The following is a 20005-nucleotide window of genomic DNA, read 5'->3' on the forward strand; positions in this document are numbered from 1 at the left end:
CCACCGGCTTTCGGGCGACGCAGACGCCCGCCAGGCATCCTTTAGTTTTTCCGATTCACCCCATAGTTCGTCCATGCCAGGCCTTCGCCCTCGCGTGGGCGCATCTTTTTTAGATTGAGATCCTGATGCCACTGCCAAAACTGCCTAGCAAGCCAGCCACCCTGCTGCTGGCTAAAGACTATCCGAAGGCGAGCGGAGCAAATCCGGTTCCCTTCCCTACTGAAGAAAAGGCAGCACCAGCGCCGAAGAAAGCGGCGACCAAAACTGCTGCCAAAGCAGTGAAAGAACCAGTTGCGAAAAAGACCGCAGCGAAGAAGGCGCCTGCACTGAAGGCCGTCAAGCTGCCGGACGACGTGCCTGCGCCACCGCGCACCAAGGCTGCGCCGCAAGCCCGCGCCAAGGTCACGCCGATCAAGGCCGATGCACCGCACCCGGCCAAACACAAGGAGCATGAAGTGGTGCTCAAGTCCGCCTCCAGCCGCAAAGCGGACGTGGTGGGCAGCACCAAGCTGTTCGTGCTCGACACCAATGTGCTGATGCACGACCCCTCTTCGCTGTTCCGTTTCGAGGAACACGATGTCTTCCTGCCGATGATGACGCTGGAAGAACTGGACAACCACAAGAAAGGCATGTCCGAAGTCGCGCGCAACGCGCGCCAGGTATCGCGTACGCTTGATGCCCTGATCAGCAATACTGAAGACGACGACATGGAAACCGGCATCCCGCTGAACAAGCTGGGCAACAAGGATGCCAAGGGCCACCTGTATTTCCAGACCAAGGTGCAGGTAGCCGACCTGCCGGAAGGCCTGCCGCAAGGTAAGGCCGACAACCAGATCCTGGCCGTGGTGCGCTCGCTGGAAGCCGAGCAGCCTGGCCGCGCCGTGGTACTGGTGTCGAAAGACATCAATATGCGCATCAAGGCGCGCGCACTGGGCCTGCCGGCGGAAGACTACTTCAACGACCACGTGCTGGAAGACACCGACCTGCTGTACTCGGGCATCGTCCAGCTGCCGGACGATTTCTGGAACAAGCACGGCAAGGACATGGAGTCCTGGCAGGAGAACAAGCACGGCCAGTCAAGCACCTTCTACCGCGTGACCGGCCCCTTTATCCCTTCCCTGCTGGTGAACCAGTTCGTGTTCCTGGAACCGAACAACGGCGAGTCGCCGTTCTACGCACAGGTGAAGCAGATCAACGGCAAGACCGCCGTCCTGCAAACCCTGCGCGACTACTCGCACAACAAGAACAGCGTGTGGGGTGTGACTGCCCGCAACCGCGAACAGAACTTCGCGCTGAACCTGTTGATGAACCCGGAGTGCGATTTCATCACCCTGCTGGGCCAGGCCGGTACCGGCAAGACCCTGCTCGCGCTGGCCGCCGGCCTGGCGCAGGTGCTGGAGACCAAGCTGTATAACGAGATCATCGTCACCCGCGTCACGGTGCCGGTGGGCGAAGATATCGGCTTCTTGCCGGGTACCGAGGAAGAAAAGATGGGTCCCTGGATGGGCGCCTTCGACGACAACCTGGAAGTGCTGAACAAGTCCGACGGCGAAGGCGGCGAATGGGGCCGTGCGGCGACGCAGGACCTGATCCGCTCGCGCATCAAGATCAAGTCCCTGAACTTCATGCGCGGCCGCACCTTCGTCAACAAGTTCCTTATCATCGACGAGGCGCAGAACCTGACGCCGAAGCAGATGAAGACCCTGGTGACGCGCGCCGGCCCCGGCACGAAGATCCTCTGCCTGGGCAACATCGCGCAGATCGACACGCCTTACCTGACCGAAGGTTCGTCCGGCCTGACCTATGTGGTCGACCGCTTCAAGGGCTGGGCGCACAGCGGCCACGTCACGCTGGCACGCGGCGAGCGTTCCCGCCTGGCAGACCACGCGAGCGACGTGCTGTAACCCAGCCCGCCATCGTGCAACAAGCCCCGCCAAGTGCGGGGCTTTTTTTTTCGGACTCAATCCTCTGCTTGCCCGGTCTTATTGGCGAGCATATCCCGAAGCAAGCTGACGTGGTCCTGATCTGTCAGGCTTGACATCCACGGCACGGCGACGCGGTTCAGGAATTCGTATAGATCGTTGTCACCAATGATCCAGCGGAACTGATTGTTGGTGAGAGCTGCGGCAAGAATTCTCTGGACCTCTTTCAGCGAAAAATAACTGAACTGCTCAAGCCGCGAAATCAATTGATGGGTCTCAGCGAAAGACCGCGACTCAGACAAGCTATCAATGAGCATCTCCTTGTTCTTATCGTAGGAGAATGCCACTCCATCAAAATGCTCTTTTAAAAAAGAGGACAAGGTGCGATACACACGCAGCTCACCGCTCTTCTTCTCTTTCCATTCTTGCTGCAGGAACGGATGCGGCCGGACCTCATCCAATGCGGAGTAATAATCCCCATCCTCGCTTATCACATGAATGTCCTCGGCTTCAGGGACTGCATCAAGCAATGCCAGCCAATTGACAGCGTCTCCGATCGATCCATTCTTCCCTGGCGGATTGCCAAGGGCCATGCGCATCTGGGCTTTCGCATACAGGTCGACCGTTGTGGGTATCGGGTCACTCTTGTCGAAGATGTCCGTGATCAGCGTATCGGTGATCAGGCTCTTCTTGATTACGTCGACATCGACTTTCCTGGAGATTGACTTGGCCAGTTCCTGAAGCTCGGAGCTCTTCTCCCGGATCTTCTCGTACTCTTCGTACTGTTTCATGAACGCAGGAAGCTGAGCGGCGAACTTGACGTCTTTGAACTTCTTGAGCGCATCCTTGATTTTTCCTTCTCGGTTGCGAGAGAACTCATGGCACACTTGTTCAGTGAGGTGGACGCTTGCAGCGCCGTGTTCATGGGATGCAAACACGTTACTCAATGCGTGGATTTCTTCTTTCGTGAAGTGGAAGAAGTTAAGCAGGATATTGGTGTCGATGAAGACATGCATTTGAACCTCACTTGCGACATGCGCGGAAAGGGTTTGGGAGGTGATCAAATAACTACGTCAATCTAGCACGGTCGAAAGCGCGAATGCAAACCGGTCATAAGCGCCTTTCGCTAGCATTCGCAAACCACCATCCGAGCTTGTACGGCGCCGCTGCTATTCCTGTTGGATATTCTCCGCCAGGAAGTCGAGCAGCAAACGCACGCCCGGCAGCAGGCCGCGCCGGGAAGGAAAAACAGCATGGATCAAGCCGCCGCGCGGCACCCAGCCCGGCATCACGTCAACCAGCTTGCCGCTGATCAGGGCATCCTCCACCACCATGCAAGGCAACTGCACCACGCCGACGCCTTCCAACGCCGCCTGGCGCAATGCCGTCATATCGTCCGTGATGTAGCGCGGCTGGTGCCGTACCGTGGCCTGGGCGCCATCCGGGCCATCGAACTGCCATGCATGGTCGCGCGGCGGCCCCCAATCCAGGCTGGGCAAGCCTGCCACCTCCAGCGCCTCCGGGTTCTTGAGAAGCTTGCGCGGCTTCAGCAGCCCGGGGCTGGCCACCAAGCGCTGTGGGCTGTTGCCCAGCACGCGCATCACCAGGTCGCTCGAATCCAAAGGCGGAAAGCGCACGCGCAGCGCGATGTCGATCCCTTCTCCCAGCACATCGACCCGCCGATTGGTCGCTTCCAGCAGCACCCGCACTTTCGGCCATTGCTTCATGAAGCGCGCCACCAGCGGGCCAATGCGGTACTCCAGCAAGGCCGTCGGGCAACTGACCCGTACCAGTCCTTGCGGTTCCGAGCGCTGGCGTTCCATCACTTCACGTGCCCCCTGCACCTCCACCAGCACAGCCTGGCATTGCTGGTAAAACTCGCGTCCTGTTTCGGTGACGGAGAAATGGCGCGTGGTCCGCTGCAGCAGGCGCACATCGTATTGCTGCTCCAGGGCCGCGATGCGGCGGCTAAGTTTTGACTTCGGCATGCCGAGTGCGCGGCCGGCGGGCGTAAAGCCGCCGTGGTCCACCACTTGTACAAAATAAAAAAGATCGTTCAGGTCATCCATCATTGTTCCTCTGGAAGAACAGCGCGTCCATTTTACGGCACTAGCGGATGAACTGGTGCGTGACTATGCTGTACTTACCCAACCAACCGAAGGAGAACTGCCATGTACAAACGCCTCGACAAGAACAATGCCGCCGTCCTGCTGGTCGACCACCAGGCCGGCCTGCTGTCCCTGGTGCGCGATATCGATCCGGATAAATTCAAGAACAATGTGCTGGCAACCGCGGCGCTGGCCAAGTACTTCAAGCTGCCCACCGTGCTCACCACCAGCTTCGAGAACGGCCCGAACGGCCCGCTGGTGCCGGAGTTGAAGCAGATGTTCCCGGATGCTCCATTCATTCCGCGCCCTGGCCAGATCAATGCATGGGACAACGAAGACTTCGTGAAAGCAGTCAAAGCCACCGGCAAGAAACAACTGATCATCGCCGGCGTGGTGACCGAAGTGTGTGTCGCCTTCCCCGCCCTGTCGGCGATTGACGAAGGCTTCGACGTATTCGTCGTAACCGATGCTTCCGGGACTTTCAATGAAATGACCCGCGACGCTGCCTGGCGCCGCATGCAGGACGCCGGCGTGCAGCTTATGAGCTGGTTTGGCACGGCCTGCGAACTGCATCGCGACTGGCGCAACGACGTCGAAGGCCTGGGCGCGCTGTTCTCCAATTACATCCCGGACTACCGCAACCTGATCACCAGCTTCAACAAAGGCTGATCAACCCCGGCGTGCCATTGGGTGGTCCTGGTTCAATTGGAGGAGGTCCCACAGGTTGCCGTACAGGTCTGCGAAGACGGCAACCATTCCGTAGTCCTGCTGCTTCGGCTCCCGTACGATCCGCACGCCTTTCGCTTTCAGTCGCTCGAAGTCGCGCCAGAAATCATCCGTGTTCAGGAACAGGAACACCCGCCCGCCGGCCTGGTTACCGACAAAAGGCTCCTGCTCCGGCCTGGAGGCTCGCGCCAGCAGGATCGTGGTACCGCTGCCGCCCGGCGGCGCCACCACCACCCAGCGCTTGTCCTGCTCCGGCTGGTACGTATCGTCAAGCAGCTCGAAGCCGAGTGTGTTGACGTAGAAATCGATTGCCTCGTCATAGTCGCGAACGACGAGGGCAATGTGGACAATGGACTGTTTCATGTCAGGGTTGCCCTTGCACATAATCTTGCACTGCGTGGAAAATCTTTCCTGCGTCCGCCGCATACAGGCGAGAAGCATTCCAGCAGTTGTATTCAATGATACGAATTCCTTCGGCTGTCTCCGCAAGATCCAACGTGAAGACTGCATGGGGACGATACACCCGCGCGAACTCGGTTGCGGCAGCGAAGATGTCGGAAGGAATACTCGCATTAAAGTTCGCCTTCCCTGCAAAGCGGTACAGTGAACCTGTAACAACCGCCCCATCCACGACAAAAAAACGGTACTCCGCAATGATCGCCTTACATGACGCAATAACGGCCGTTTCATCGCGCCAGTTGCGGGCTTGCGCCTGCCTGCTGATGAATGCTTCAATCGTCTCGCCTGCCGCGAGGATTCCCGCATCGAACGCCTTCTCGTCCTTGCTCGGCTTGATGAACTTGTCACGGTCGAATGACCGCGACAGGTTGGCCGCGATCGGATACATCGTAGCGTCGCTATTCAGTAAAGGCAGGCCTAGTCCGGCGTAATAAGCCTGGTCAAACGTCTGCTCGTCGTAAAAGATCCCTTGCCTGAGCTGTTCCAGGTATCGGCGGCCATGCCTGGCCTGTTCGGTGGAAACCTGCGTTGCCAGCTCGGCGATGCCCGAGGCAGCCTTTAACAGCGCATGCAGCCGTGTTCCACCGCGAACGATAAACTTTTCATCGGGATCCGTCAGGATGTGTTCAAGGTTCAGGACCCTGGTTGAACCTGGGAAGAGGCCGAACTCCTCATGCGCAAATCCAGATCGCTCAAGTGCTTCGATCGTATCCTCGCGGTTTGACATCGAGAAACCCTCTTTCTGAACCAGCCATTTGACTCTGCGGGTCATGGCTTACGCACCTTCCGCCAAACCTTGCGCACTACAAGGCCAAGAAGGAACAGGACCAGCGCCCATGGCAACAGGTATGCAGCACCCGTAATCGCGCTGGCGATTCCCTCCGACAGGTTGCTGCCGAAGTCGCCCAGAGAACGCTTGACTGGCGACCAGAAGCCGCGCTGGGTGCGGGATTGGATCGAGATGTTCAGCAGGTCCATATTGACCCGCTCCATCAGGCGCGCTTCAACGCCGGTGGCCGATTCCAGCTCGCTTTGCACCGTCGCTATTTCCTGCGACACCTTGATCAGGGCTTCTGCGTTATTGCCTGCTTTGCTCTCCAGCGCCAGCAGTTTTTCGCGGTAGGAGCGCAGCATGTCGAGGCGCTTGGCGTTGTCGCGTATCGGGCCTTCAAGGTCTTCTGCCGACGTATTGCGCGATGCAACTTCGCCGCCTGTCGACGCCAGCGAGATCAAACTTTCAATGCCGGGGCGCTTGATCCGCACGCGCATATGGGCGCGCGACTCCCTGCCGCCTTCCACGCCGGATGCCAGCAGCGTGCACTGGTTGGCCGCGTCTGCCTGGCACGCTGCAATCAGCTTGTCGAGCAGCGGCTTGACGCCGCCCTCCGGTGCATCGACAGTGACGGAATGCTCATAGGCGAGGTATTTGCCGCGTTGCGCTTCGGCTGGCGATGCGGCCGAGCCATCGGCGGCCGGGGCCGGCGCGGCCATTTCCCGGGCTGCTCCCGCAACCCCTGCCGGCGCTTCGTACTTGGCGGAACAGCCCTGCAGCAAAAGCAGCGCCAGCATGCTTGACTTTACAATGGTGGGAAGGATTAAAGTACGTTTACCCATATGACGAAAGGAACCTCAAATGTATGAACTGACTGTAGAAAATATGACTTGCGGCCACTGCGTGTCTGCCGTTACGGAAGCCGTACACACCGTTGACCCGGCCGCCTTTGTCGAGGTCGACCTGAAGGGCAAGCATGTCAAGGTCAACTCGGCCTCTGCACTGGAGCCGATCAGGGATGCCATCGTCGATGCGGGCTATCCGGTTACCCGCGCGGTTTGACGCGCACTCCCTGCTCCAGTTCCGGGTAATGCCGGAACAGGTCGTCCTCGTTATTGGCGATACGGCGCTTTGAAGCCAGGTAGGCGGCGATCCTCGGACGTGCCGCCACCCGGCCTGCAAGCCGTTGCAGGCCGGGCCAACGGCCCTCGTACGCTGCCATCGCTTTCGGGAACGCATAGCGCAATCCATCCAGCAACTGGAACAGCGACAGGTCGACATAAGTGAGCCGCGAACCGACAATCCAGCCACCGCGCGACTGGTTGGCCCGCACCACGCCTTCGAAGTAATCCAGGTATTTCGGAATGCGCTCCATCGCAAAATCGCGCGCCCTCGCCTTCGCCTCGCGCGCCTGCTCTTCATAGTACATATTGACCGAGATCGGGTGGTGCGTATCGTGCGCCTCGGCGGCAATGTCCGCGATGGTCAGCTGCAGCTGGTTGCACCACAGGCGGCCTGCTTCGGACCGCGGCGCCAGCTTGTGCCGCGCACCAAGAAACATCAGGATGTTCGCGGTCTGACCGATCATGAGTTCGCCGGCCTGCAGGATGGGCGGGGCAAACGCCGCGCGCGGGTCCTTGCTTCCGGCGATCAGTTCGGTCATCGCCTTCATGCCGCCTTTGCCGCGTGCCACATCGATGTACGGAACGTCACCCTCCTCCAGCGCCAGCCGCACGAATTCACCACGGCCCTGGATCGTCGGCCAGTAGTAAAGCTTGTAAGGCTCCATCATTGCACCTCCTGTGCCAGCAGCCATGCTTCGACGGCGCGTACTTCCTCGCGCGGTTCGCCGCCCTCCGGCCGCACTACATAAAAGTCGAATCCGCCGAGCACCGGCCCCACCGGCGCTTCCAGCAGTCCCATACCGATTTCTTCACGCACCAGCGGCAAGGCGGTCAGCACCACGCCCTGCCCCGCAATCGCTGCCTGCACTGCGTGCGACTCCTCGGAAAAACGTATGCCGCAGGCCGCGTCCAGCGCCACCCCCGCCGCCTTCGCCCATTTATCCCAGGTCTGCGCGTTCCGGTTTCCGCGCTGCCAGTCGAAATGCAGCAAGGGGTGGTGCGCCACGTCGCTCGCCTTGCGCAGCTTCAGTCGCGGGCTGGCGACGGGAGCAAAGCCCGCCTGCATCAGGCGCTGCGCGTGCAGTCCCGCGAAATGGCCGGCGCCGCCCCGCACGGCAAGATCGGCCGCGCCGCCGGCCAGGTCGACCGGCTTGTTGCTGGCATGGACATTCAGCACGATGTCGGGATGCTCGGCATTGAACGCCGCCAGGCGCGGCACCAGCCAGCGGGCGGCGAAGGCCGGCGTGGTGGACAGCGTGACCGTGCGGCGCTGCTCGCGCCTGAGGCGCTCCACGCCGGCCGCGATGGCATCGAAGCCGCTGCCGGTTGCCTGCAGCAGGATGCGGCCTTCCGGCGTCAACTCGACGGCGCGGGTTTTGCGCAGGAAAAGCCGCACATCCATTGCCTCTTCCAGCGCGCGAACCTGGTGGCTGATCGAGGTGGCGCTGACCGACAGCTCTTCGGCGGCGAGCTTGAAGCTTTGCAGCCGGGCGGCGGCTTCAAAGCTGCGCAGTGCGGGCAGGGATGGAAGGCGGCGTTTCATATTGTCGACTATACATGAATTCTGTTCATCCATCCGCTGAGAATTGATCGTTTGTCACCGCCCTCCGGCGGGCGCACAGTACGGACATCGCAACCTGACGGAGAAAACATATGACCACCATCCTGCATATCGATTCAAGCGCCCGGCCGGGGCGTTCCGGCGTCCAGGCGCACGGTTCGCATACGCGCCGCCTGACAGCACGCTTCATCGAGCGCTACCTGCAGCTCGATAGCAGAGCAGAAGTCATCTATCGAGATGTCGGAGCCGAGCCGCCATCGCCCGTGTCCGGCGGCTGGGTGCATGCCGCCTTTACCCCGCCTGCGGCGCGCGCGCCATGGATGGTGGAAGCGCTGGCGCAAAGCGACGCCCTGGTTGATGAACTGCTGGCTGCCGACATCGTTGTCGCCGGTGTGCCGATGTATAACTTCGGCCCGCCGGCGCAATTCAAGGCTTGGCTGGACAACATCGTGCGTGTCGGGCGCACTTTCGGCTTCGACCGTTCCCGTGCCGGCGAGCCGTATTGGCCAATGCTGGCCGACGCGGGCAAACAGCTCGTAATCCTGTCCTCGCGGGGCGACTATGGCTACGATCCCGGCCAGCGCCTGGAAGGCATCAACCACGTAGAAGGCTCGGTACGCAGCGTGTTCCGCTACCTGGGCGTGACGGATGCATACGGTGCGGCCATCGAATACGACGAATTCGGCGGCGAGCGCCTGCAGCGCTCGATCGCCGATGCCGAACACGCCACCGACCGCCTCGCGCAGACTATCGCCGCCATACGCGCACCGCGCCGCGCCGCCTGACCGGCAGCGCGCACCGGCAGGCCGCGGGCAGCTTGGCTATAATGGCCCGATGCCCGAACTCCACACCATCTTACTGCTCGCCGCAGCAGGACTTTTCGCCGGCACGCAGAACGCGTTGGCCGGCGGCGGTTCCTTCATCACCTTCCCTGCCCTGCTGCTGGCCGGCCTGAATCCCGTTGCCGCGAACATGACCTCCACAGTCGCCATGTTCCCCAGCCAGGCCACTTCCGCCATTGCCGGGCGCAAATTCGCGGAAGGCGTCAGCGGCCTGAGTTTCCCGCAGCTTTTCACGATCAGTATTATCGGCGGCATCCTCGGCGCCATCCTGTTGTGGATCACGCCACCGACTTTCTTCGCCAGGCTGGTGCCCTGGCTGGTGCTGTTCGCCACCACCATGTTTGCCTGGGGCGCTTTCCGCCGCCAGCCGGTGCAGGCCGCCTCCAGCATGCCGAAATGGATGTTGGCGGTAGTCCAGGCCTGCATCGCGATCTATGGCGGCTACTTCGGCGGCGGCATCGGCTTCCTGATGCTGGCCGCCCTGACCATCGCCGGTCAGCAGATCCGCGCAGCAACGGCCACCAAGAACATGCTTGCCATGGCCATGAACGCCTCCGCCACCCTGATCTTCGCCTTTTCCGGCATGATCAGCTGGCCCGCCGCCCTGGCTTTATGCGCGGGTGGTATTGCGGGTGGGCTTCTGGGTTCGTGGCTGATCTACCGCCTTCCCCCGCAGCTGATGCGCATCTTTGTGGTGATCGTGGGCGCAGTGCTCACCGTGTACATGTTCCTGCGCTGAGCCCAGCGTCTGCAGGATCGGGCATTCCGGGCGGTCGTCGCCGTGGCAGGTTTGCGCCAGGCTGGCCAGGGTGTCGCGCATCTCGGTCAGCTCCACAATACGCTGGTTCAGTTCCGCCACGTGGCTCATCGCGATAGTCTTCACGTCCGAGCTGGCACGGCCGGTATCCTGCCATAGCGACAGCAGGTCGCCGATCTGCTCCAGCGAAAACCCCAGGTTGCGGGCACGCTTGATGAAGCGCAGCGTGTGCAGGTCGTTTTCGCCGTAGATGCGATATCCGCTGTCGGTGCGCGCAGTTTCGCGCACCAGCCCGATGCTCTCGTAGTAGCGGATCATTTTGGCGCTGACGCCTGATGCGGCAGCGGCTTGCCCGATATTCATTCTCTTACTCCTTCGAAGGCTGCCAGCGGCGCAGCAGCAAGGCGTTGCTGATCACGCTGACCGAACTGAATGCCATCGCAGCACCGGCCAGCAAAGGGTTCAACATACCAAGTGCCGCCAGCGGTATCCCGGCCACATTGTAGATGAAGGCCCAGAACAAGTTCTGCCGGATCTTGCTGAAGGTGCGGTGCGAGATGTCGATCGCATCCGCCACCAGCAACGGCTCGCCGCGCATCAGCGTGATGCCAGCCGCGTTCATGGCAACATCGGTGCCAGTGGCCATGGCGATGCCGACATGCGCCGCGGCGAGCGCCGGCGCGTCATTGATGCCATCGCCGACCATGGCGACGCGTTTGCCTTCGGCCTTCAGCCTGGCAATGACGCTGGTTTTATCGGCAGGCAGCAGGTTGGCTTCCACGCTGCCGATGCCAAGCGCCTGCGCCACCGCCTGCGCGCTGCCCCGGTTGTCGCCGGTCAGCATGACAGTCGCGATGCCGCGGGCATGCAGGCGTTCGACCGCGGCGCGGGCATGCTGCTTGGGCTGGTCGGCGAAGGCCAACAGTCCAAGCAATTGCTTGCTGCCCGCATCGGCCAGCCAGGAAATCGTATGGCCCGTCCCTTCCAGTTCGAAGGCTCGTTGCTGCAGCGGCGCCAGGTCGATGCCGCGCTCGGCCATCAGGCGGCCGCTGCCCAGCAGCAGTTCTCGGCCGTCAACTGTCGCCGCCAGCCCCCGGCCTGCCAGCGTAGTCACCGCATTCGCGGTAAGCGGCGCCGAGCCGCCGGCAGCCGCTTCCGCGTCCAACACTGCCCGCGCCAGGGAATGCTCGCTGCCGCGCTGGATGGCCGCCGCCAGCTGCAGCGCGCGTTCGGCCGGAACACCGTGCGGCAGCATCTGCGCCAGCACAGGCTTGCCCTGGGTGAGCGTGCCGGTCTTGTCGAACACCACGGTATCAACCTGGCGCGCCATTTCCAGCGCTTCGGCATCCTTGATCAGAATCCCATGCCGCGCCGCGACACCCGTGCCGGCCATGATCGCAGCCGGCGTGGCCAAGCCCAATGCACACGGGCAGGCAATCACCATCACCACCACAGCATTGATCACGGCCTGCTCGATGTCGCCCGTGGCCAGCCACCAGCCGGCGATCGTCAGCACGGCCAGCACCAACACCACCGGTACAAACACCGCCGCCACTTTGTCGACCAGCTTCTGCACCGGCGCCTTGGCAGACTGCGCATCCTCCACCAGGCGGATGATACGCGACAGCATGGTCTCCGCTCCCGTCGCGCTGGTACGCACCAGCAACAGTCCCTCGCCGTTGATCGCCCCACCAGTGACACGCTCGCCCGCATGCTTGGCCACCGGCAGGCTCTCGCCTGTGATCAGGGACTCGTCGACGTGACTGGCGCCATCCACCACTTCACCATCCACTGCCACCCGTTCGCCCGCGCGGATCACCACCATATCGCCTACGCGCACCTGGTCGATCGGCACATCGGCATCCGGTTCGCCCTCGCGCCGCACACGCGCCGTGACCGGCCGCAAATCCTGCAGTGCACGGATGGCGGATGCCGTCTGCCGCTTGGCCCGCGCCTCCAGCCATTTACCGAGCAGGACAAGCGTCAGCACCACCGCCGATGCCTCGAAATACAGGTGCGCCATGCCTTGCGACGGCGCGAAGGCCAGGTAGACGCTCAGGCCGTACGCTGCCGAAGTACCCAGCGCCACCAGCAGGTCCATATTGCCGGCGCGCGCTTTCAGCGCCTTCCAGCCGGCGCGATAGAAGCGTGCACCGAACACGAACTGCACCGGCGTCGCCAGCAGCCATTGCAGCCAGGCCGGCATCATCAGGTGCGCGCCGAACCACTCTGCGACCATCGGCACCACCAGCGGCACCGACAGTGCGGCGGACATGACGACTGCCAGCCCTTCGGGAATGCGCGGTGCGGAATCGGCGGCCGGCGCCGCCAGCTCGCTGGCGGCATAGCCTGCCTTGCCGATGGCCTGCTGCAGGGCTGCAAAGGCCACCGGCGAATCGGAATCGACACGCGCGGTCTCGGTGGCCAGGTTGACGGCGGCATGCGCCACACCCGGCACGGTGGCCAGCGCCTTTTCAACGCGGCGCACGCAGGATGCGCAGCTCATGCCTTCAATACGGACGGTTTGCTGGAACTGACTCATGGGATACTCCTCGCCTATGCTCTGGCGACCAGTATCAAGTATCCCATGATGGGAAGGTCAAGCGTTTTTTTACCGGACTTCGCAGTCGACCGCACGTTGCGGCCCCGTCTCGGCCGAGCTTCTGCCCCCCTGCAGCGAGGTATTGAAGATGGCCGGCGGCGTGAACTGCATGCCCGGGTTCTGCGGCACCACCACCGGAGGCAGGTTCATGTTCGGCGTGAAGCCGAACTGGCCGGCGTTGAAGGACTGGCTGCCGCCGCCATTATTGATCTGAATCATCCCGTCCAGAACCTGCACGTAGAGGCCTGGCGCCCGCGGCTGGACGGCTTCCGGCTGCTTGCCGCCAGGCGTTACGAACTCGGCCACAAAGAGCGTACCCCGGATGCCGATGGTGGCAGCCGGCGTCTTCAGTTCGAATTTTTCCCTGCTGCGCTTGCCCAGCAAGCCGGAGACCGAGCGCAAGCCGCCCTTGACCAGGTTGAACTGTGCCCGGTCCGCGTCCTGCTTGCCGCTGTCGAAACTGAAATTCTCGATGGTCAGCGTGCTGCCGGGCCGCAGCGTGATCTCGCTATGGTCGATAAAGCGCACCAGCGCATAGGTATTCTTCTCCGTCACCAAGGTGTCGCCATTCTCGACTTCCGACTTGATGGACAGGCTCTTCACCGTGCCATTGGCCTTGCGCGCCATCAGCGGGCCGTTCAGCTGGACCACCGTGCCCGCCACCGGGGCCGCCAGCGCCAGCGCGGCTGTCAGCCACAACAGCACCAGCGCCAGGCCATGGCCGGCCAGCTTAGTTGCAGTACATTTTTGCAGGGGCTTCATACTTTTTCGCTCCGCTGGATTTATCCTGGGACAGCTTGTCGCTCTTGCCCTCTTTCCTCGCCTTGTCCTCGTCCGGCGCACTGGCCAGCGAATCCATGCCTGGCGCGGCATCGGCGCTGGAACTGTTGATGAGCTGGATGGTCTGGTTGATGGCAGACAGCACCGGGTTGGTGGGCTGTGTTTCCGTGGGCGGCAATACCAGCTGGCAACCGGGCAGGCTGGGGTCCTGCTGGCACTGGTCGACCGAGGTCGGCGGCTGTAACGGTTTCGAGATGACCTCGCCGTTGACGCCCACGGTGCCGGCCGGCGCCTGCACGGTATCCGGAGCATACGTCACTTGGGTACCGGCCAGCAGCGTGACGTTGCCCAGCTGGCTCTTCACCAGAGCGCCGCTGGCGACCAGCAAGTTGTCGCCGCCGCTGCCGCTGTTGCCCGCTTCCAGCAGGATGTCGCCCGAATTCGACAGCACGCTGCCGAAGATGCTCAGCGGGCTGTGCGCTGTCAGCCGGATATCGCCGCTGTCGCTGCTTACCACGCCGCCCGACGCCAGCGTCATCGCGCCGTAATTGTCCAGCGCGATGTCGCCGCTGTTGCCGTTCGCCAGTTTCAGTTGCAGGAGCGAGAGCGGCGCCGGCGCGCCGTTGTTATTGCTGATGTAGATGGGCGCGTTGCCGCTGGTGGCCGTGCTTTCGGCATCCAGCTCGGCTACGAATGTCTGCAGCGCCGCCGCCGCGCTCCCGATGCCGGCGCCGGCCCTGGCCACCAGCTTGCCGGCCCTGATTGCGGCGCCGTCTGTCGCCAAGGCGCCATCCGAGCGCAGCGTCGCGGTCCCGGCGACTTTGATGCCGTCGATGTCATAGCCGCTGCCGCCGACGGGGTTGCCACCCTGCAGCCGCACCACCGACAGCGCCTGGCCGCTGCGGACATCGAGGTTGCCGGCGCCGACCACGGCTGCGATATGCGCAAGCTGGTTGCCGCTGTGATCGAGCTGCACATTGCCACCGGCTTCAATGCCCAGGTCCTGCACCTTGAGGGCTGCTGCCGCATTGGCGCTATCTTGCGTGATGCCGCCGGTGGAAAGCAGGCCCAGGCGCGTGGTCAGCGCGTTCAGGTTGGCGGCGCCGCCGATGTGGATGGCGCCGGCCCCAAATACGGGGCTGGTGCCGGTCCCACTCTCGACGCTGGTCCCCGAACTGGTCCCAGGCCGGGGGAATGGCCCGGGTATCGGCTCCCCGCTGCCATCGTCGCGGCTGCCGATGCCGACGGTGGCCGCAACGATCCGGTTCAATTGCGTCAGCGACAGGCAGCCGGTGCCGCAGCTTGCGCCGATCACGATGCTGTTGCCGGAAGTGGCCGGCGTCAGCGAAGCCAGGCTCGCCGTCACGTCGGCCGTGAAGTCCATGGCGTCGGCATTCAGGTGCACCACTTCCGCCTGGAACGGCGCCGCCACCTGCAGCATGCCCGAGCGTGCCTCCAGTTCCACTTCACGTCCCGGCAGGCTGACCGCGCCACCGACCTTCAGGCCGCTCGCCGCGCTGATGAACAGGCGCGGCGTGTTCAGCGATGCCAGCCCGCTGCTGCTCAAATGCGTAGTGGACGTACCGCTCGGGCTGCTGCCGCCGAGCTCGATGCTGCCGGCACTGTCGATGCCGATGAAGTCGGCCAGCATGCCGCTGCCGGCAGCCCCCGTCAGGACCACGGAACCACCGCGCAGCTTGATGCCCTTTGCGCTGACCATGGCATTGTTGGTCAGCTTGCCGCCCGCGTCCGCCCCGAAGCCGGCGCCGGACGGCAGCGTAACCGAGCCAGCCAGGTCGATATTGCCGCTGGTATGCAGCACCAGCGAGCCCAGCCCGCTGGAACCTGACAGGTCGAGCTGCTTGGCCGTGATATGGCTGGCATTGGCGACCGGACTGCCGTTCGGGTCGAAGAAGGCGCCCCCGATCACCAGGTTGGGGGCCGCCAGGTGGCCGAAGGCAGCATTGCCCAGCACCAGCCCGCCGCTCTCGTTGAGCGGTGTGCCGCCCACGGTGATGGCTGCCCCGCCAATGCTGCTGACGCGGATACTGTGGTCCGCGCTGAACTGCCCTGCCAGGCTCATGGTATTGGCCTCCAGCCCGATATCGACGCCGCTGGCGTGCGAACCGAGCTCGCTGACCAGGCTGCCGCCCTTGGCACGCAGCAACATCGGCCCGCCGCTAAGGATGGCCGTCGGGGCCAGCCGCAGCGAAGCGCCTTCCAGGTGCAGCGGTTTGCCGTTTCCGCTGACCGGGCCGTTGATCACCAGCTCGTTTGCCTGCACCCGCAGGTTGCTGAACCCGAGGCTGTTGACGGCATCGGACTGGCTCAGCGCCAGCACCTCGAGCGTGCCGCTGTCGACATAGTTCAGGCTGCCCACGCCCTGGGCGCGCAGCGTTCCCACCAGGTTGCCGCTGCTGGCCAGATTGACCTGCCCGCTGCCATCCAGGGTCAGGCTGGCCGCGCGCACCGGGGTGCTGAGATCCTGGTGCAGGCTGCTCGCTTTCAGGGTCACGTGACCGGGCGTTTGCACCCCGCCCTGGCCGTTGCCAAAGGTCAGGTTCAGATTGCCGATATTGCTGAAGCTGATATCGCCGGTGGCCGCGGCCGCCAAGCCCATCACCTGGTTCGGTCCGTTCAGCGCCACCGAACCGGCGTTGATCAGCAGCACCGGCGCGGTAATCGCGCCGGCCCCGCTAACCGCGCCGCCCGTCTGCAGGTAAACACCCGACTTCGGCTTCAGCGCACCGTTGATTGCGATGGCGCTGCTGGCCAGGGTCAGCATCGCATTGCCCGCATTGCTGCCGGCCAGGTCCAGCATGCCTTCCACGCTGAGCAAGCCGCCGTGCTGGGCGAAGCCGATATTCAGGTTCTGCGCGGTGATGGATGACAACTCGGCGCCATCCAGGCTCAGCACACCAGGCGTACCGTCGCTGGCCTGGCCCAGCCTGATCGCCGTACCGGCGCTATAGGGATTGAGGAAGACGCCATTGGCGGCGTGCAGCTGGGCGCCGCTGCCGATGCGCATGCTGTCGGCCTTCCAGTGCATTTCCTGCCCAGCCAGCAAGAGCGCCGGCCCCACCTCGATTTCCGCACCGCTCAATTCGATAACGCCCAAGCCGGTCTCGATGCCGGCAGTCAGCTTGACGGCGCCGCTGCCGGTCGCCGCACCGGATGCCGGGTCATTGGCCTGCAGGCGCAGCATGCCGCCATTGGTAGCCAGCCTGCCCTTGACCATGATGTGGTTGCCGGCCTGGGCCAGCAGGCCAACGCCTGGCGCCGCGATGGCGACCGGGTCGACAAAGGTGATGTCGTGCCGGGCCTGCAATGTCACGTCGGCCGTTGCCCCGTTCAACAGCGAGGTGGCGATTTCCGTCACGCCGGTGGTGGGACCGGACCAGAAGGTGGCGACGTCGGACAGCGTGGCGGGCATGCCCGGCGTCAGCTTCACTTCAATATCGTAGGGATCGAGCAGCCATTGGCCGCGCCGGCCCTGCGGCGCGCCCGCGTCGACACGCAGGCCGCCCAGTTCCAGCTGGTGCGCCGAGGTTTCGACAAAGCCGCCGTCACCGCCCTGCGCCCCGCCGCGCGCAAAAATGCTGCCGTGCACGCGCGCCGTATCGTCGGCCCACACGATCACTTTGCCGCCCTTGCCGCTGCCGCCGCCATCGGCGGCCAGCACGGCATCCCTGCCCACATAGACCTGCTGCGCATTCGGAACCTGCGGGTTGGCGCCGCGGTAATCGCCGCCCACCAGCACACTGCCGCCGCCCGGCTCGCCGCTGGCATCGACCCGCGCATCGCCCGTCAGGCCGACTTGCGGCCCCAGCACGGCCACCTCGCCGCCACCGCGCGCCGTGGTGCGGCTGCCGCCTTCCAGCAGGGTGCGGCCGCTGGCGCGCAACAGCACCTGGCCTTGCGCACCGCGCACCGCACTGTCGGCGCTGACACTGCCGCGCTGGTTGACCAGCGCGCCGAAGATGCCGATGCGGCCGCCCTGCGCCACCACCTGGCCCAGGTTCAGGGCCTGGTCGGCCGGCGCCGACAGCACCACCTGCAGCGCCGGATTGGCGCCGTCCACCAGTTGCACGCTGTGGCCGGCGGCCAGCATCACAGCGCCGCCGGGCGCCTGGATAATGCCGCTGTTTTCCACTTGCGGCGCCACCAGGTAGACCCGGCCGCCGTGCGGCGTGGCAATCTGCCCCCGGTTCTCCACCTTGCCGGCGCCGGCCGTGCCGGTGAAGCGCGCGCGCCCGGCCAGGAAATCGGCATCCGACAGCGCCAGGCTGGAAGCTACCAGGCCCGCTACGTCGATGCGTGCGCCCTGCCCGAACAGCACGCCGTTCGGGTTAAGCAGGTAGACCTGGCCGTTGGACTGCAGGCTGCCCAGGATGCGGCTGGGGTCCTGCCCGGTGATACGGTTCAAGACCTTGCTGTCCGCGCCCTGCTGCAGGAAGCGCGTCAACTCGCCGGCGCCGATCGAAAAGCTTTGCCAGTTGATGATGGTGTTGGGCGTATTAGCCACCGTGAAGACATTGCCCTGCTGGCTGAAGCTGGCCTGGCCGGCCACCACCCGCGGCGCGACCGGGTTGGCCTGCACGCTGCCGAAACAGGCCGCGAGCGCCAGGCCCAGCAGCTTGCGCTGCACGATGCTTTGCTTGCTGTGGTTCATATCGGAGTCCTCAATAGGCAAGGCCGAGACGCAGGTGCAGCCTGCCGCTGCCGTCGCGCCCGGTGGGGCCGCCCTGCACCACGTGGCCATAATCGAGTTGCAGGTTGGCCTGGCTGCCCAGCAGCACCCGCACGCCCAGGCCGGTGCTGGCCACGCTGGCCGTCTTCAGTTCGCCCGGCAACGCATCGTTGCGCCGCACGTGGGCACGGTCATGGAAGGCCAGCAGGCGGCATTGCCAGCGCTCGCCGCACAGCGGCGGCGTGTACCACTCCAGGTTGAGGCCTGCGCCCTTGTCGTTGGCTATTTCGCGTTCGGGCAAGCCGCGCACGGAAGCCGCGCCGCCGGCGCCGAATTGCTCGCCCGGCACCAGCGCATCCGGGCTGTACTGGGCGTTGACGATGGCACGCCACTGCCACTCGCCCGGCAGCGTGCGGCTGAGGCTGGCGCCTGCGCGCAGGATTGTGTAGTTGTCCGGCGCACCGGCGCGGGCCCGCTCGAAGTCATCCTGGCCGCCGCGCTTGCCGCCCGGCAGATTGCGCAGCAGCGTAAGCGACAGGCCGCTCTCGCCTTGCGGCGTGCTCCAGCTGCCCAGGTAGCCCAGGCTGAGCGGGCGCACCGTGACATCGTTGCCCAGTTCATGGCCGAGCAGCACCACGCTGTTGCGGAATGCCTTGGATTCGGCGCCGAACAGCAGCTTGGCTTCGTAGCCGGGACGGCGCGCCAGCTGGTGGCTGTAGCGCGCGCCGAACACCGTGCCCTGGCCGCTGACGGCGACGCTGACGGCGACGCTGAAGGCGCCCACCGCCACCGTGCCGGAATCGATATTGGAATAGCTGGCGTACAGGTCCAACGTGTCGCCCAGCTTGTAGAGCGGGATGTGGTAGCCCAGGCCGTACACCTTGACCCGCCCCGGCTCCTGGGCCGACGTGGTGTACTGCAGGCTGGCCACGTGGTCGCGCCCGAACAGGTTGGCATGCTGCAGCCCGACCCCGATGTGGGCGCGCCCGGTCTGCCCGGTGCCGCTGTTGTCGGCATTGAGCATGGCCTTCCACTGCCGTTCGTCCGCCACCTCGAGCAAGGCATCGACTTCGTCCTCGCGCGCGCCGCTTTGCAGCTTCATGGTGACCTGGCGCGCCGGGTGTTGGTTGGCCAGCTTCAGCGCCGCCGAAATCGCGTCCAAGTCCGGCACCTCGCCTTCACGCAGCGGCGGCAAGGCACGCCGCACATTGGCTTCGTCCACATGGCGCTGGCCGCGCACCTGGACCCGGCCGATGCGCGTCTGCACGACGTCAAGGCGCACCACGCCGCGCGCCAGTTCCTGCTCCGGCAGCGTGACGGTTACCAGTCCGTAGCCGGCGGCCTGGTACGCCGCCGTCAAGGCTTCCAGCGCCTGTTGCACGTCGCCGAAATCGCGCGACCTGCCGGTATACGGCGCCAGCAGGCTGGCCACCTGCCCGGGCGGCAGCAAGGTGTTGCCGCGCACGTCATAGCGCTCGATGTCGAATCGGACGATCTCGGTATCAGGGCTGGAATCGGGTGCGGCATGGGCTGCCGCGGCCAGGGTAACAACGAACAGGAACGCCAGGCGTCGTTTCATATTGTTCATATGTCAGGGGAGGTGGGGGCTGCAGCCATTATCCCGCCCTTGCGGGCGTAAACCATGGCTTGCAAAAACCAAGG

General features: G+C 64.1%; 16 protein-coding genes and 1 pseudogene. 5 read left to right on the forward strand and 12 right to left on the reverse strand.

What is annotated here, in order from left to right:
* The first annotated feature begins 125 nt into the window (after window positions 1–125).
* Window positions 126–1904, forward strand: coding sequence for a PhoH family protein (locus ACWBU6_RS22480; protein ID WP_452645573.1), 1779 nt, complete (start codon window positions 126–128; stop codon window positions 1902–1904).
* A gap of 56 nt (window positions 1905–1960) precedes the next feature.
* Here ACWBU6_RS22480 and ACWBU6_RS22485 read toward each other — a convergent pair whose 3' ends face one another.
* Together ACWBU6_RS22485 and ACWBU6_RS22490 are read right to left on the reverse strand one after the other, a co-directional pair.
* Entirely contained in the window at window positions 1961–2938 is a 978-nt protein-coding gene (locus tag ACWBU6_RS22485) for a PIN domain-containing protein (RefSeq protein WP_452645574.1), read from the reverse strand.
* A gap of 153 nt (window positions 2939–3091) precedes the next feature.
* Complete coding sequence (locus tag ACWBU6_RS22490; protein WP_452649606.1) at window positions 3092–3991, reverse strand: LysR substrate-binding domain-containing protein; 900 nt, start codon at window positions 3989–3991, stop codon at window positions 3092–3094.
* Between the two features lie 102 nt (window positions 3992–4093).
* On the opposite strand from ACWBU6_RS22490, the gene ycaC reads away from it, so the two are divergent.
* On the forward strand, window positions 4094–4699 hold the full coding sequence (gene ycaC, locus ACWBU6_RS22495; RefSeq protein WP_452645575.1) for an isochorismate family cysteine hydrolase YcaC: 606 nt from the start codon (window positions 4094–4096) through the stop codon (window positions 4697–4699).
* On the opposite strand, the gene ACWBU6_RS22500 is transcribed toward ycaC, so the two are convergent.
* The 3 genes from ACWBU6_RS22500 to ACWBU6_RS22510 are packed head-to-tail and all read right to left on the reverse strand — an operon-like array spanning window position 4700 to window position 6784.
* A complete protein-coding gene (locus ACWBU6_RS22500; RefSeq protein ID WP_452645576.1) occupies window positions 4700–5119 on the reverse strand; it encodes a VOC family protein in 420 nt (139 codons plus the stop codon). It lies immediately after the preceding gene.
* Between the two features lies 1 nt (window position 5120).
* Window positions 5121–5987, reverse strand: coding sequence for an ATP-grasp domain-containing protein (locus tag ACWBU6_RS22505; RefSeq protein ID WP_452645577.1), 867 nt, complete (start codon window positions 5985–5987; stop codon window positions 5121–5123).
* A complete protein-coding gene (locus tag ACWBU6_RS22510) occupies window positions 5984–6784 on the reverse strand; it encodes a DUF4349 domain-containing protein (RefSeq protein WP_452645578.1) in 801 nt (266 codons plus the stop codon). Before ACWBU6_RS22510 ends, ACWBU6_RS22505 begins: the two co-directional genes overlap by 4 nt.
* 64 nt (window positions 6785–6848) lie before the next feature.
* Between ACWBU6_RS22510 and ACWBU6_RS22515 the strand changes: the two genes are divergently transcribed.
* The gene (locus ACWBU6_RS22515; RefSeq protein ID WP_452645579.1) at window positions 6849–7049 is read left to right on the forward strand and encodes a heavy-metal-associated domain-containing protein; all 201 of its coding nucleotides are present in this window, start codon (window positions 6849–6851) and stop codon (window positions 7047–7049) included.
* Here the strand turns inward: ACWBU6_RS22515 and ACWBU6_RS22520 are convergent.
* Both ACWBU6_RS22520 and ACWBU6_RS22525 read right to left on the reverse strand, forming a co-directional pair.
* Entirely contained in the window at window positions 7033–7779 is a 747-nt protein-coding gene (locus ACWBU6_RS22520) for a glutathione S-transferase (protein ID WP_452645580.1), read from the reverse strand. The two genes, ACWBU6_RS22515 and ACWBU6_RS22520, sit on opposite strands and share 17 nt — an antisense overlap.
* On the reverse strand, window positions 7776–8654 hold the full coding sequence (locus ACWBU6_RS22525; protein WP_452645581.1) for a LysR substrate-binding domain-containing protein: 879 nt from the start codon (window positions 8652–8654) through the stop codon (window positions 7776–7778). The genes ACWBU6_RS22520 and ACWBU6_RS22525 overlap by 4 nt, the downstream gene beginning before the upstream one ends.
* Window positions 8655–8764: 110 nt before the next feature.
* Between ACWBU6_RS22525 and ACWBU6_RS22530 the strand changes: the two genes are divergently transcribed.
* Window positions 8765–9457 (forward strand): FMN-dependent NADH-azoreductase, encoded by a 693-nt coding sequence (locus tag ACWBU6_RS22530; RefSeq protein WP_452645582.1) that lies wholly within the window; start codon window positions 8765–8767, stop codon window positions 9455–9457.
* 49 nt (window positions 9458–9506) lie between these two features.
* Complete coding sequence (locus tag ACWBU6_RS22535) at window positions 9507–10253, forward strand: sulfite exporter TauE/SafE family protein (protein WP_452645583.1); 747 nt, start codon at window positions 9507–9509, stop codon at window positions 10251–10253.
* Here the strand turns inward: ACWBU6_RS22535 and cueR are convergent.
* From cueR to ACWBU6_RS22560, 5 genes and pseudogenes are all read right to left on the reverse strand, one after another.
* Window positions 10254–10634 (reverse strand): annotated as a pseudogene (gene cueR, locus ACWBU6_RS22540) (Cu(I)-responsive transcriptional regulator); the annotation flags it as partial.
* Between the two features lie 4 nt (window positions 10635–10638).
* Window positions 10639–12813 (reverse strand): heavy metal translocating P-type ATPase, encoded by a 2175-nt coding sequence (locus ACWBU6_RS22545; RefSeq protein ID WP_452645584.1) that lies wholly within the window; start codon window positions 12811–12813, stop codon window positions 10639–10641.
* Between the two features lie 69 nt (window positions 12814–12882).
* A complete protein-coding gene (locus ACWBU6_RS22550) occupies window positions 12883–13635 on the reverse strand; it encodes a FecR family protein (RefSeq protein WP_452645585.1) in 753 nt (250 codons plus the stop codon).
* The gene (locus tag ACWBU6_RS22555; protein WP_452645586.1) at window positions 13604–18325 is read right to left on the reverse strand and encodes a two-partner secretion domain-containing protein; all 4722 of its coding nucleotides are present in this window, start codon (window positions 18323–18325) and stop codon (window positions 13604–13606) included. Before ACWBU6_RS22555 ends, ACWBU6_RS22550 begins: the two co-directional genes overlap by 32 nt.
* Window positions 18326–18335: 10 nt before the next feature.
* On the reverse strand, window positions 18336–19922 hold the full coding sequence (locus ACWBU6_RS22560) for a ShlB/FhaC/HecB family hemolysin secretion/activation protein (RefSeq protein WP_452645587.1): 1587 nt from the start codon (window positions 19920–19922) through the stop codon (window positions 18336–18338).
* Window positions 19923–20005 lie beyond the last annotated feature (83 nt).

The organism is Pseudoduganella sp. HUAS MS19 (genome assembly GCF_053615455.1).

Excerpts from the sequence above, each read along its gene's own strand:
- ACWBU6_RS22490 (WP_452649606.1), bottom strand. The coding sequence starts at position 3,991 with ATGGATGACCTGAACGATCTTTTTTATTTTGTACAAGTGGTGGACCAC.
- ycaC (WP_452645575.1), top strand. The coding sequence starts at position 4,094 with ATGTACAAACGCCTCGACAAGAACAATGCCGCCGTCCTGCTGGTCGAC.
- ACWBU6_RS22545 (WP_452645584.1), bottom strand. The coding sequence starts at position 12,813 with ATGAGTCAGTTCCAGCAAACCGTCCGTATTGAAGGCATGAGCTGCGCA.
- ACWBU6_RS22480 (WP_452645573.1), top strand. The coding sequence starts at position 126 with ATGCCACTGCCAAAACTGCCTAGCAAGCCAGCCACCCTGCTGCTGGCT.
- ACWBU6_RS22555 (WP_452645586.1), bottom strand. The coding sequence starts at position 18,325 with ATGAACCACAGCAAGCAAAGCATCGTGCAGCGCAAGCTGCTGGGCCTG.
- ACWBU6_RS22510 (WP_452645578.1), bottom strand. The coding sequence starts at position 6,784 with ATGCTGGCGCTGCTTTTGCTGCAGGGCTGTTCCGCCAAGTACGAAGCG.
- ACWBU6_RS22560 (WP_452645587.1), bottom strand. The coding sequence starts at position 19,922 with ATGAAACGACGCCTGGCGTTCCTGTTCGTTGTTACCCTGGCCGCGGCA.
- ACWBU6_RS22535 (WP_452645583.1), top strand. The coding sequence starts at position 9,507 with ATGCCCGAACTCCACACCATCTTACTGCTCGCCGCAGCAGGACTTTTC.
- ACWBU6_RS22530 (WP_452645582.1), top strand. The coding sequence starts at position 8,765 with ATGACCACCATCCTGCATATCGATTCAAGCGCCCGGCCGGGGCGTTCC.
- ACWBU6_RS22505 (WP_452645577.1), bottom strand. The coding sequence starts at position 5,987 with ATGACCCGCAGAGTCAAATGGCTGGTTCAGAAAGAGGGTTTCTCGATG.
- ACWBU6_RS22520 (WP_452645580.1), bottom strand. The coding sequence starts at position 7,779 with ATGATGGAGCCTTACAAGCTTTACTACTGGCCGACGATCCAGGGCCGT.
- ACWBU6_RS22550 (WP_452645585.1), bottom strand. The coding sequence starts at position 13,635 with ATGAAGCCCCTGCAAAAATGTACTGCAACTAAGCTGGCCGGCCATGGC.
- ACWBU6_RS22500 (WP_452645576.1), bottom strand. The coding sequence starts at position 5,119 with ATGAAACAGTCCATTGTCCACATTGCCCTCGTCGTTCGCGACTATGAC.
- ACWBU6_RS22525 (WP_452645581.1), bottom strand. The coding sequence starts at position 8,654 with ATGAAACGCCGCCTTCCATCCCTGCCCGCACTGCGCAGCTTTGAAGCC.
- ACWBU6_RS22485 (WP_452645574.1), bottom strand. The coding sequence starts at position 2,938 with ATGCATGTCTTCATCGACACCAATATCCTGCTTAACTTCTTCCACTTC.
- ACWBU6_RS22515 (WP_452645579.1), top strand. The coding sequence starts at position 6,849 with ATGTATGAACTGACTGTAGAAAATATGACTTGCGGCCACTGCGTGTCT.